The 12,185-nt window shown below is 40.4% G+C and carries 10 protein-coding genes and 1 pseudogene; 1 reads left to right on the top strand and 10 read right to left on the bottom strand.

What is annotated here, in order from left to right; translation table 11 throughout:
* The 8 genes and pseudogenes from PI95_RS36435 to dndC all read right to left on the bottom strand — a co-directional run.
* A pseudogene (locus tag PI95_RS36435) lies at positions 1 to 407 on the bottom strand (hypothetical protein); the annotation flags it as partial.
* 16 nt (positions 408 to 423) lie between these two features.
* Complete coding sequence (locus PI95_RS32635; protein ID WP_039752456.1) at positions 424 to 606, bottom strand: DUF8624 family small hydrophobic protein; 183 nt, start codon at positions 604 to 606, stop codon at positions 424 to 426.
* A 99-nt stretch (positions 607 to 705) separates the two neighbouring features.
* Positions 706 to 1,113 carry a hypothetical protein gene (locus PI95_RS32630; protein ID WP_039752457.1) on the bottom strand — a complete coding sequence of 136 codons (408 nt, stop codon included), beginning with the start codon at positions 1,111 to 1,113 and terminating at the stop codon, positions 706 to 708.
* A complete protein-coding gene (locus PI95_RS32625; RefSeq protein WP_201280701.1) occupies positions 1,098 to 2,390 on the bottom strand; it encodes an AmpG family muropeptide MFS transporter in 1,293 nt (430 codons plus the stop codon). Before PI95_RS32625 ends, PI95_RS32630 begins: the two co-directional genes overlap by 16 nt.
* A gap of 343 nt (positions 2,391 to 2,733) precedes the next feature.
* The gene (locus PI95_RS32620; RefSeq protein WP_039752458.1) at positions 2,734 to 4,191 is read right to left on the bottom strand and encodes a DNA phosphorothioation-associated putative methyltransferase; all 1,458 of its coding nucleotides are present in this window, start codon (positions 4,189 to 4,191) and stop codon (positions 2,734 to 2,736) included.
* A 303-nt stretch (positions 4,192 to 4,494) separates the two neighbouring features.
* Complete coding sequence (dndE, locus tag PI95_RS32615; RefSeq protein WP_039752459.1) at positions 4,495 to 4,884, bottom strand: DNA sulfur modification protein DndE; 390 nt, start codon at positions 4,882 to 4,884, stop codon at positions 4,495 to 4,497.
* 99 nt (positions 4,885 to 4,983) lie between these two features.
* Positions 4,984 to 6,966 carry a DNA sulfur modification protein DndD gene (gene dndD / locus PI95_RS32610; protein WP_039752460.1) on the bottom strand — a complete coding sequence of 661 codons (1,983 nt, stop codon included), beginning with the start codon at positions 6,964 to 6,966 and terminating at the stop codon, positions 4,984 to 4,986.
* Positions 6,967 to 7,098: 132 nt separating this feature from the next.
* The gene (gene dndC, locus PI95_RS32605; RefSeq protein ID WP_039752461.1) at positions 7,099 to 8,697 is read right to left on the bottom strand and encodes a DNA phosphorothioation system sulfurtransferase DndC; all 1,599 of its coding nucleotides are present in this window, start codon (positions 8,695 to 8,697) and stop codon (positions 7,099 to 7,101) included.
* A 163-nt stretch (positions 8,698 to 8,860) separates the two neighbouring features.
* On the opposite strand from dndC, the gene PI95_RS32600 reads away from it, so the two are divergent.
* Positions 8,861 to 10,447 (top strand): DGQHR domain-containing protein, encoded by a 1,587-nt coding sequence (locus PI95_RS32600; protein WP_039752462.1) that lies wholly within the window; start codon positions 8,861 to 8,863, stop codon positions 10,445 to 10,447.
* A 120-nt stretch (positions 10,448 to 10,567) separates the two neighbouring features.
* Here the strand turns inward: PI95_RS32600 and PI95_RS32595 are convergent, their stop codons facing one another.
* On the bottom strand, positions 10,568 to 11,545 hold the full coding sequence (locus PI95_RS32595; protein WP_039752463.1) for an HNH endonuclease: 978 nt from the start codon (positions 11,543 to 11,545) through the stop codon (positions 10,568 to 10,570).
* 14 nt (positions 11,546 to 11,559) lie between these two features.
* On the bottom strand, positions 11,560 to 12,039 hold the full coding sequence (locus PI95_RS32590) for a DNA phosphorothioation-associated protein 4 (protein WP_039752464.1): 480 nt from the start codon (positions 12,037 to 12,039) through the stop codon (positions 11,560 to 11,562).
* Positions 12,040 to 12,185 lie beyond the last annotated feature (146 nt).

Genomic DNA, 12,185 nt, shown 5'->3' with positions numbered 1-12,185 from the left:
CTAGACAAATGGGGACAGGCTTCATCAAAAATAGTCGTGGGTAATTGCGGATCTACAAAACAAGCCTGTCCCCATTTGTCGTGGGTTTTTGCAAGGGGGAGGGGGGAAGGGGAAGCAGGGGGAGCAGGGGGAGCAGGGGGAGCAGGGGAAGCAGGGGAAGCAAATTCTCCCTTGTCCTCCTTGTCCTCCTTGTCCTCCTTGTCCTCCTTGTCTCCAAGGAGTCCGATAAAATCCACCCACCACAGAGGTGTTTCGCTGGAGAAATATTGCTCGACTGTTCGCGCTAGGTGGGAAAAATCCTCACCCGGAAACATATCCTGATAAGTTCGCTGCATAAACTTTACCAGCAGCGCTCGATCTAAAGTTGAGCCACGGCGAATATTGTACCCAGGTAGTAAGGAATTCAAAGGAACTAAATTGCTGTTAGCTAGATAATGGTGTAAATGGCAACTCCAAATTAGGTAAAATACTTACTCCTACTTCTTCAATCGGTGCGGGTGCTGCCATATCAGAAGGTAAAAAAATGCGAGCGCTGACTGCTACTAGAGCAAAGGTAAATACTAGTATTGCCAACAAGGGGGCGATGTATTGACGAATTATAGCCATGTTTTAATTGTAAGCAGCAATGGACTTTTATGAGGAACTTGCGCTCATATTTGTGAAGTTAATTCTGATTTATTTTAGCGATTTTTGGGGGATATAAGGTTAACGCCGATCGCGTTCCAAATCGGCGATCGCTCTTTCCCAATACCAATCTTCGGGCATTCCTGGATAATTCTGCTTTGCTTGTTCAATTAAGCGATCGGCGGCGGCGGTGTCTCCTGATAATAAAGAAACGAGCCTATTTTTCATGCGGTTTTGAGAGCCACCTGTACTATCGTCTACCCAATTGGGTATCTCTTGGGCAAAGAATGAAGAATCTTGTCGGCGAAACTGCCAAAATAAAACGTAATAAAGTGTACCAAAAATTAAAATCAGGCTGAGTGTTCCTAAAAAAGTTAGGAGGTTAAAAGGCAAAAATCCTAAAACTAACTGAGACAGAACATAGCCAAGTAATAAACCGGTGACGAAGAGAATAAATGTGCCGACAAAAACGACTACTTGGTTTCCCATAAATCCTCATTTTCTTGATCGAGTCCTGGTCTGGGCATTGCTTCTATTGGAGAATTCCAAGGGGCAAACACTGGTAACAGGAGTAGTCCCGGCACAGCGGCGACAATAGTAATTAAGAAAAATGTAGACCAACCTGTAACAGCCGCGATCGCACCTCCTGGAGCAGATAGAATATCACGGCTGACTGCCATTAAGCTAGAGAGCAAAGCATACTGGGTTGCAGAAAAGCGCTGGTTACAAAGACTCATCAAAAAGGCAACAAAAGCCGCTGTTCCCAACCCACCACAAAACTGTTCTATGTTGATCGCTAACACCATCGCTTGGTAATTTTTACCAAGGTATGCTAGAGAAAAATAAGCTAAATTACTTACAGCTTGCAGAATGCCAAATACCCAAAGTGAGCGATTTATGCCTATTCTGCTCAAAATTGAACCACCTGCCAAAGCACCAACAATAGTAGCGATTAATCCCATCCCTACTTGAATTGCCCCAATATCAGTTTTGGTAAAACCAGTTTGCAGCAAAAACGGCGTGGTCATATTACTCAGTAAAGCATCGCCCAATTTATATAGGGTAATAAATAATAAAATCAACAAGCCCCGCATAACACCTTTACGCTGAAAAAATTCACCAAAGGGTAAAAATACGGCATCAGTTAAAGATGCAGGAGGGCTAATTTCTTTTGGTTCTGGTGCGAATAATGTGGCAAAAATACCGATTCCCATCGTACCAGCCATGATTAAATAAACTGACGACCAAGGCAAGCGATCGGCAAGTATTAAAGCCAAAGCACTTGCAACTAACAAACCAATTCGATAACCTAAAATCCAAATCGCTGCACCAGCACCCATTTCTAATGGTGTTAAAACGTCGGTACGGTAAGCATCAGCAGCGATATCTTGAGTAGCACTAATAAAAGCGATGATAATGGCGTTGATGGCAAGAAATTGTAATGCTTGTTTGGGTTGTTGAAAACCCATGAGGGCGATCGCTATCATTAAAGCAATCTGCGTCAACAGCAACCAACCTCGCCGGCGTCCTAAAAATGGTAGGGTGAATCTATCCAGAAAAGGCGACCAGAGAAACTTCAACGAATAAGGCAAACTGGTAAGACCAAACCAGCCAATAGCCGCCAAATCCACCTTTTCCTCGGTCATCCAAGCCTTTAAGGTAAGACCGATTAAATATAAAGGCAAACCGGATGCCAAACCGAGTAATAATAAAGCCGCCATTTTGCGGCTAACAAAAACTTGTCCGAGTCCTTTAATTTCTTTCATTATTCGAGATTTATCCTCTCATCAGTAAATTTGAGTTATCTTGCCATATATGTTGTATAATTTCATGCCAATATGCCTAAAGGAGGAATAAAGGCGATCGCTTATTTTGAGAGTGAAATTAGTCTGAGTATGACTTTCTAAATTGAAATAGGTTTATTTCAATGTGATTAATGCAGTTTTAGCTGTTAATTGAAGTCTCACTCTCTGCTTGTTTCTCATTCTTAAAGGCATGAAAGAATGTATTCACATAAAAACCGATATGATATTATAGTTTCCAGACAAATTGTCCTCTCATCAGGGCAAATACACCTATAAAGGATGTCCCTTTAACATATCTAGTTCCTTAAGTTTCGTTAATGTGGTAGATTTGATGCCCTCTAATTTCTACTTCGTGTGCGGCAAGGCATTTTTCCCAACCTTTACGGGTGCCAATGTCGCTTTTGCCTTTAAGCAATCCTAATTGCTCTTCTTGTTGAGTGAGTTTAGCAAATTCTGCGAACATAGGATAGTTAGAAGTAACAAACGTTTCTTTGCGGTGGAGAATTGGCGGATTTACCCTGCTTTGATAGTCTCGGTGGGTTATCTTTAAAGTCTTAAAGTCAATAATGATACTCGCTTGCAACGCTGGATGGGGGTCTGTGTCGAATTCTGGGTAAAAGAGGTAGCAAATTTGCTGTTTGTCGGTGCAATATTTTATCAGTGTGGCTTGATCTACACGTCCCACAGTACGACTAGCGCAGCCTTCATAAATTCTAAGTATGGGGTCGAGTGCCCAAAGTGCAGAGACGTGAACGTAAAGAGCGCTACGAGTGCGTTTACCGATTTTGCTTTTTTCGCAAGCTGTTTGAATAACTTTTGGTTGACCTAAGCTGAAAAGCTTGGCATCAGCGACTGAACAAGCTTCTTCGTAACTACCGAAAAAGGCTTTGATGTCGTAGCGCATTTCCGGGGCTAGCTTAGAGAAATTTGGGCGTTGATCGAAATGGGTCAGAGCAAGATAAACTTGAATATCAAGAGAACGACGATAGGCGATCGCATCCCATTGGGCTTCATCAGTTGCTTGTAATATCACCGCAAAGGCACGGCGAAAATTACCAAATTCAATTAGTAATTCTTGTTCATTTTCTAATTCCCCTTTCATTGGCAGTCTGCCACGTCGCGTATAAAATGCCATCAGTGGTCGCAACTTTTCTTCATAGTCTTCAAACCGCTTTGTGGGAATGCGGACGGGAGGCGTAGAATTGCTAGAAAAAAAGCGGATGGCTTTGTAGCTTTCTTTTTGAGCCTCATCTCTAAAAACAAAATAGATGCCTAACGCTACGGGGACTGCATCTGTATTTAGCGCTTCATCAATGTAACTTTTTAGTTCTTCTTGATCGTAATATTTCTGAAATGTATTGCGACGGGTGACGATACCATCACCGTAAGCTAATTGAGCGTTGCTAGGAGCATCAATCAGCACTTGAGCCGCGACAATTAAAACTTGGCGGGTGAGTTCCCAGGCATGTCTGAGTGCCTCACGCCGTTCCTCTGGGTTTTCTATCACGTTGAGGACATAGCCTAAGTTGACCACATCTGCTGGAGTGAGTGGTATATCTGGATAATAGTAAGGGTCCCAGCCTGCACTGGTGTAACCTAAATTTGCTACTCGTTGCACATCGCCGCCGTGTCCGCATCCGTAGTCAAAAAACGTGGTATCTTTATTTATAATTGCCCATTCTATTGCCAATCGCACCGGACGAGATATGTCAGTGCGAAAAATCGCGGCTCTGTGACGTTCGATTTCTAAGTAATGTGACATAAAGATAGGGATTAGGGATTAGGGACTGGGGACTGGTGAGTCCAGCGCGGTCTTCTCCCTTTGGGAGAGGCTAACGCCAAGGGGAGGCAGTGCGTTGCGTATTTTCCACTCGTCACGTTTTCGGGGGAAGCTTCCCCCGAAAAGCTGCCGAGAAAGTTGTAGCACCTGCCGTGGTTTCCCCCATGAGCGACTGGCGAACCCGAAGGGGGACTAGGTAAAAAGATTATTCCCCAATGCCCCCTGCCCCCTGCCCAATGCCCATTGCCCTTTTCGCTTTGCCTGTTTTCTATGGTTTAATAATCCTTATATCTTTTTAGTTGCCAGTTCTATCAAATCTTCAATCTTCTTGATATTTAAATCGCCTGCTAAGTAACCGATACCACGATGTAAATGCAGGCGAAATTGTGTTATTAGAGTTTCTTTGTCAGTACCTAAATTATCGTTGTAACAACGTTGTTTGAGGGCAAGTAGGAGAATATCAGACATTTCGCCGCCAAAGACGCGCCAAGTCATTTCCACGTTGCTATCTTGGGGAATTGGCACGGGGGAGGGGATGGTTGGTTCGGCGAGGGAACGACAAAATGCCCAACGACAGAGGATATTCCATTGGTCGATTTTGGTGTTGCGTCTTAGTTTGAGAAGTTGGTCTTTTGCCGTTTGGGAAAGTTTAATACGTTCAATTGGTGTTTCCATAATATTGGTTGTTGGTTGTTGGTTGTTGGTTGTTGGTTGTTGGTGGTTGTTAGTTATAAAATCCCCAACCACTAACCACTAACCACTATCTACTAACCATTACCAAAAATATCCAGGTTGTATGGTAGTTTGACGGGTGGAGGAGTCGTATTTGAGGAGGTATTCACGAGCGATCGCTTCATTTTCCCGTAATGTTTCAACTTCTTGTTTGCCTATCTCAGTATCTGTAGATAATAAGATTACTTGATGGCTGGCTGAGGGAAAGTAACGTTCTACTAAGTTACCACGGTGCGAAGAATCTAGTCTGCCAAGTGGTGTATCGATGGCGACAGGTAAACGGCGTCCGGAGACTCGCGCTAAACCCCAAAGAAAGGCGATCGCTAAAAGTTGTTTTTCCCCAGCGGAAAGTCGATGTTTGGGAACTGGTTTACCCTGTAAGTCATACAGAGAAAGGCTAAAAGTGTTGGTGTCAATAGCGACGCGATGCACTAAATCAGATTTATGCAGAAGATAGCGGAAACATTCTGTAACTTCAACTTCTAGTTTATTTAACTTTCGCAAAGTTAATTTTTCGCGGAAAATTTTTAGTGTATCTTGGACTTTAGCAGCCGAGTAAATAATATGCTCTTTATTTTGGCGGTCAATATTTTTTTCAGTATAATTTTCTAGCTCTTTTTTAGTATTGCGAATATTACTATCTAATTCATCCAAACGGCGTTTTGTTATTTCCCAACTTGCTTTAGCTTCAGCAACTTGCTGTTGTGCTTGTTGCAAATCATCAACTAATCTTTGATAATCTTCTGGTGATGCAGCAGTTTGAATTTGTCTTTCTAAAGTGATAATTTCTTCTTCTTTTGTTTGTAATATATTGAGTTTATCTTCTGCATTCTTTTTTGCCGAGCGCAAATGATGACGAATAATATTATCTAACTGATGCAGTGTTTCCGTATTAGTTAATAACCAAGGCTGTTTTGTAGTAGTTTCCTCTAAAGATTGATTTTCTTGATTGATAAAATGTTTAATTTTATCAACTTTATCATCACCTAGAGCCAAATTATGAATTAAATCGAGTAATCGCTTATCTCGCGCAACTAATAAATCATGTGCTATTTTCGTTTCTTGAATATGAAGTTCTTTTTCTCCTTGGGTGTAAGTCTGATTCAGCAAAGGTTCAATTAAAGCCAAAGGTAAAATATCAGCCGCTAATTCACACATGACTTGACGTGTTTTCTCGGCTGACGCAGTTATTTCTGATTTCTGCTTTTCTAACTGACTGCGTTCTCCAGCGATTTTACCACCTTCAGAAATAAATTTATCAACAACTTCTTGCTGATGAAGTTCAACTTCTTTTAACTTTTCTTGTAAAGATGCTAAATTTAGCGTCTCTATCTCGTATTCTTTTTGTTGTTCTTTTAGCCGATTTTCAATTTCCTCTAAATTTGCTAAATATTTAATATCAGCAATTTCTTTGCGTTTGCGATTGACTAATATTTCCAAATCAACTGCTAAACGTTCAGCTAATTCTAGCCCTAAAAGTCCGCTAATCGCTTCAACTACAATCGGTGGTGGTATTTCTTGTTCTGCGAGTTCTTTAACTTGTTCTCCGTCAAAGAGAAATAAATTAGAAATTCCTAAAGGTAGTAGATTTTCAATGTACTCATCCCAGATATTAGCTAAAGCAGTATCAAGCCATTCATTAGCATCTAAAATACCTAAGTGGTCTTTACCGTCTTTGGGATTTTTATCCCAAGTCCGTACCACGCGGTATTTTACTGGCTTATCATTTTCAATGTGTTCAAAAACTAATTCAATCCGGGTTTTCTCAACCGGATCGGTGTGACTGTTGACACATTGAGTCAGAAAATCACTATAGCTCAGATTACCGCGAGTAGAACATTGAGCGCGATGTCCATAAAGTGCGAGACGAATCGCATCCATCAGGGTAGTTTTCCCACCACCATTCATCCCCCCTAATAGGATAATGGGACGAGAATTTTCTTCATCAATTTCTGGGTTAAGATTGATGACTTGTTTCCCACAGTAGGGACCAAAGTTTTGTAATACGAGTTCAAGAAATTTCATGGTTATCTCTCGTTCCCATGCTCTGCATGGGAATGCATTTTAACAGGCTCTGCCTCTTGTATAATATAACTAGAGGCATCTCTGGTTAGGCATTCCCACCCAGAGATTACAAACAATTCAAACAATCTCATTCTATTCACCCTTTTTATTTTTAAATTTCATACTCCCCCAAGTTTTCGGTTCTGCTTCCGAAGTTAGCGCAACATCTCCCAAAGTTAACTGCTTCACCTTTTCCACATCACCGGAACCTGCCGCTGTTTTTAAATCGCGTTTGTAATGAGCATTTTTTATCGCTTCTTCTGGGGAACGGGAACTGGTTTTAAAACATTGCTCTAAGGTATCGTATATTCCCACGCGACGCGACATTTTGCGATATTGGCGTTCTGTATCTAACAGCTTCGCCATTAATTCTAAATGCATTCCATCACCTTCACAGATTTCTTCTAATACTGCCCACTCATCGCTACCCAGTAGACTATAATCAGCACCGGGACGGGGGTCTAAGAAAGCTTCACCAGTCACTTCCATATAAATGCGGGGTAAACTATCATCAAATTCGTGTTTTTCTTCTAGCCAGATACGACGAATTTCGCTTAGTTCTTCTGGGGTAATTAGGGTAATGTCACGCATATTTTCTGGTGCTGTGCGACGCATTTGTGTTTGCGCTTCTAACACTCGTCTTACCCAATGTTCCCGCCAATATTTGGTATAGGGACCGGGTATTGGTTCAACGGATATTTCACCATCTACATTGCGCTCAAAAAGTTGAACTTCACCCCAAATGCGTCGGAAGTCTCTTTTATCCCAGTCATCTTTAATATCTAGTTCATTACGGATATCCAATAAAGGCTGCATCCATTCTTTTTCTTCATCGTTTTGAATCATCGCCTCCATTGATTTATCTTTATTAACAATTGTGCAGACCCAACACCCAAATCGGGAATCACCACAACTAGGAGTGGAAGTATCAACAACTAAAGGACATTCATTATCTGCTGTAGCACCTCGATACATTGTAAATAAGTCTTTATTGCTATGTCCCCAAGGATTTTTCCACTGATTTAGGTAAATCCAAACTTCATCAGTACGCCAATCTTCTATAGGAAGGTAAATCAGCGAGTTAGGTCGGTTGGGATTAGTATTTATGCGATCGCGGAGACGCCATTCTCGATGTTTAGCCATCGTCACAGCACGTTTAACACTTTCAGCTTTGCGAGTACCCAAGACGATAATCACTTCACCATTGGCTTGAATTACTTCACGAATAAAGCTGTCAGTTGGTTTAATCTTTAATCGATCGGTACACCAGCGCATACGGTTACGTGGTGCTGGGTAGCCTTTGCCAATTAAGTTTACCCAAAATGTGTCTCTGACTGCGGGATAAAGCAAATGGGGTTGAATTGGCATTTTTTGCTTTTGTGCCGCCACTTTCATCTGTTCTAAAGAGTTGCGTACCCAGACAGAAACATAAGGATTTTCTACAAGCGTATCTGTAGTAATAACGTGTATTGTTTTAGTCTGCTTTTGAGTCGGGAGAAGCGCGATCGCATTCCAAATCAGCTGCAAAGTTGCGGTAGAATCTTTACCGCCGGAATATCCCACTACCCAAGGAATGGCATCCAGACAGTATAATTCTTGTATTTCTTGTGTCAGTGCTTCAATATAATCCACTAACTCTGCGACCGATCGCGCAGAGTGACTTTTATTCTCTGGCTGTTGTGTTGTAGCCATTTCTCTTTCCCTGTATAGACACGGGCTGATACCACCCTTTTTATATGTACTCTAAAAGCAACTCTTGTATTGTAGAACGTAAAGTTTTTAAAAATTTGGTTATTTTAACCGAATTTTATAGAAAATTAATTGGTATTAAATCCTTCAGTTTTCAAAAATTATTATGAATGATAGTGCATTTGACATCGAGCGCGAGTATCTAGCAAGGGAAAACAAAGATAAACAGGTACTGGCTTTATTGCTGGAGAAATTCCTGGGGAAAAAAGATCGGATTCTCGTCCAAAAAACAGAGATGGGTGGAAGTATCGCTTATGTGGGTTCTGTCACTTTAGAATGGTTTGCAGGTCGGGTTCGCTTTGCGTCTTCTTTACCCTTGCTTCAGCAAAAGTATAATTCAGAGACTGATAACGTGGAAATTGACGCGGATAGTATTGAAGAAATTCGTCAACGTCCCCTTGATTGGTCACGTCAACTACCCCTAGCGCAGTATTTAGCAGCAAGGACTAATCATAAGTTTCCCCCTGTTTTGGTGGTAATTAACCAACCGTGGGTGGACAATCCGAAAGCTGCTGAGTGGAATAAGCAAGGAAGCGCGACAAAATCGACTATTGATTTTACCCCATTAGATAAAGATGGTAAAGTCGGTTTACTAAACGTTTCCGAAGAGGATGTGACCATTTATGCACTCGATGGTCAGCATCGACTGATGGGGGTACAGGGTTTGATGGAGTTGATTAAAACTCGCAAACTCCAGCGTTACAAAAAAGATAAAACTGCTGATGATACTTTTATTACTTTATCTGACTTGATCGAGCAGTATCATGTAGACCCAGCTTATTTGCAAAACTTACCCACAGAAAAGATTGGGATTGAATTTATTTGTGCGATCGCTGCTGGGGAAACCCGCGAACAAGCAAGACGACGGGTGAGATCCATTTTTGTTCATGTCAACCTGATGGCTGCACCTTTGACTAAAGGTCAGTTAGCGCAGTTGAATGAGGATGATGGTTTTTCCATTGTCGCAAGAAAAATCGCTGTGACGCATCCACTTTTAGAACAAAAGCGCGATCGCAAACCTCGCGTTAATTGGGATAGTGCAACAGTAGCATCGAAATCAACAGTTTTAACCACCCTGCAAGCTCTGCAAGATATGTCTGGCAGATATTTGGGGCAAAAGTTCCCTTTGTGGAAACCTTTGGATAAAGGCTTAATTCCCATGCGTCCAGAGAATGACGAACTTCAAGAGGGAATTAAACAATTATATCAGCTATTTGATTATTTAGCAAGTCTTCCCAGTTATCAGCTTTTAGAAGAAGAAGATACACCAGCTTTGCGACGATTCAGCTTTGAGAAAGATGGAGGAGAAGGAAATATGCTTTTTCGTCCTGTGGGACAAGTAGCGATCGCGCAAGCTTTGGGAATTTTGGTTTTTCGCAAAGGGTTATTACTCGAAGAAATTTTTAAGAAACTTCGCAGGTTCGACCAAAAGGGAGGATTTAGTAATATCGAGTATCCGCAATCTTTGTGGTATGGGGTTTTGTATGACCCAAATAAAAAGCGGGTGCAGGTTGCTGGACGGGATTTGGCAGCAAAGTTACTAATATATATTTTAGGTGGAATTACAGATCAGATGGAGCGTGCAGAACTTCGCACAGCTTTAGCGAATGCGAGAACTGTGGAAAATAAAACAATCAGTTTTGATGGTAAGTTTGTTGAACCAAAAGAAGTAGGACTTCCACCTGTTCTGTGACTGCCAAACCCAAGATGAAGATTTCTGGCGTAAAGGTTTTTATTATATACGATGTTTCTTTCTATGCCAGATAAGTGCCTCAGGATTCGGGCGATATTTTTCTTTAATTGGTAAAAATATTTACTGCCCGTGATAACTCTTCATTGGTATTATCTTCAAACTTTCTACTGTCGTCAGGCATTCCTCTGAAAACTTATTGGAGACTACAATTGAATAATTTTTATCATCTATGCCAAAACAGCCATTATCAAACGCCCAATGATGATTTTTACAAAGTGATATTCCGTTACTTAATTGGTTATTGTAACTTATTGAAAGTGGCTTGATGTGAGCAGCATCGACAATATTTATGTAGCTTCGTATATCAACAGGTTTTATATTTAAGTTGAGCCTGCAAACAGCGCATTGATATTCATATATGTGAATAATTGAGCGGCGAAAAAGCGAGTCTCTTACGACATATTTTCTTTTACTATATTGTTTATCACTGTTTTTAGGCTCAGTCACCTCTTGATTTTGCTTTTGAGCATCTAAATCAAATGTATTTAAAGTATCATCTATTTGACTATTGGTTTCATCGGAAAAAAACGTATCCATAAGTACATTAACTAAGTAATTCCTCGATTGTGTATCCTGTAGAATCTCCCAAAGTTCATCATCAAATCTTCCATATTCTACTAGCTGTTTAAGTTTTGCCTCAGTTTTGATTCTATTTCTACCCTCAGCATCTTTTATCTCTTCAATTTTTGGTGATTCTTGTTTAAGTTTTAAATGCCAAAATTGCTCTCCTGTATCTTTATTTTTATCATTTATCAAATTCTCAAAAGGCTGATGAAAAGCATATTTTTTATATTTAAATTCTCCTCCTAAAATACTTTGGTACCTTTTAAATATTTCTTTTAATTCAACATACTCAGACCCCCTAATATTAATTTTATTTTCCGATATCTGTTGATTTTCAATTAGCTCAATAATCGATAAAAGAAAGATAGGCTTATAAGGAGAATACTCTTTATATTTACTGCCACTAATTTGTCCTCTTTTGACTTGACAAAATAAGGATGCATAATATTCTAAATTTTTTGTCTTTTTAGTCATTATTTATTAATTTTTTATGGAATATTTAAAAACTTACTGAGATCAAATTCATCTTCTTTTAGTTCTTGATTATCTCTTTCCATGCTTAAAAGTAATAAAACTCGTTCTGAATAGTCTACTGCCCCTCGTAATTCTTGCTGTAATATTTCCAGCCCACCATTAGCATATTCTTCTAATACGCGAAGACGTTCATTTTCATGTTTATACTCATCAGAAGAGATAATTTTAATATCTTTAGTTTCAGTAATAGCCAGTAACTTGATTACTAAATCGTATCCTCTGGAAACAAAAACTTCCTGTCCAATTGGTGACGGTTCTCTTTTAGATATCTCCCCCAAAGGAACTCGCTTATTATGCTTCGCACCCAAAGCAGCGGCAAAAACGATCGCATCCGCAAAAGTCTGAAAAGGACCCATTGCACCATCAGCCGATATTAAAGCCTTCACCAACTCAGCCTTATCTTTAGCAACCCTGATTCTGCCAGTTTCAGCCATAATATTGATATATACTATGTGACAATTTTAACTGAAAATCGAGTGCATTTCCCTTGGACTGAACCCGGACAAAAATGGACAGGCTTCATCCTTTGTGACTCGCTATCGTGTTGAGGATCTTTAAAACAAGCCTGTCCATTTTTGTC

It is taken from the genome of Hassallia byssoidea VB512170 (assembly GCF_000817785.2).
GTDB lineage: Bacteria > Cyanobacteriota > Cyanobacteriia > Cyanobacteriales > Nostocaceae > Hassallia > Hassallia carrinoi.
This window is presented reverse-complemented; position numbering and strand designations above follow the sequence as displayed.

What these genes read in the sequence shown, in the direction of transcription:
- PI95_RS32600 (WP_039752462.1), top strand. Translation starts at nt 8,861, where the DNA reads ATGAATGATAGTGCATTTGACATCGAGCGCGAGTATCTAGCAAGGGAA.
- PI95_RS32590 (WP_039752464.1), bottom strand. Translation starts at nt 12,039, where the DNA reads ATGGCTGAAACTGGCAGAATCAGGGTTGCTAAAGATAAGGCTGAGTTG.
- dndE (WP_039752459.1), bottom strand. Translation starts at nt 4,884, where the DNA reads ATGGAAACACCAATTGAACGTATTAAACTTTCCCAAACGGCAAAAGAC.
- PI95_RS32635 (WP_039752456.1), bottom strand. Translation starts at nt 606, where the DNA reads ATGGCTATAATTCGTCAATACATCGCCCCCTTGTTGGCAATACTAGTA.
- PI95_RS32620 (WP_039752458.1), bottom strand. Translation starts at nt 4,191, where the DNA reads ATGTCACATTACTTAGAAATCGAACGTCACAGAGCCGCGATTTTTCGC.
- PI95_RS32625 (WP_201280701.1), bottom strand. Translation starts at nt 2,390, where the DNA reads ATGAAAGAAATTAAAGGACTCGGACAAGTTTTTGTTAGCCGCAAAATG.
- dndC (WP_039752461.1), bottom strand. Translation starts at nt 8,697, where the DNA reads ATGGCTACAACACAACAGCCAGAGAATAAAAGTCACTCTGCGCGATCG.
- PI95_RS32630 (WP_039752457.1), bottom strand. Translation starts at nt 1,113, where the DNA reads ATGGGAAACCAAGTAGTCGTTTTTGTCGGCACATTTATTCTCTTCGTC.
- dndD (WP_039752460.1), bottom strand. Translation starts at nt 6,966, where the DNA reads ATGAAATTTCTTGAACTCGTATTACAAAACTTTGGTCCCTACTGTGGG.
- PI95_RS32595 (WP_039752463.1), bottom strand. Translation starts at nt 11,545, where the DNA reads ATGACTAAAAAGACAAAAAATTTAGAATATTATGCATCCTTATTTTGT.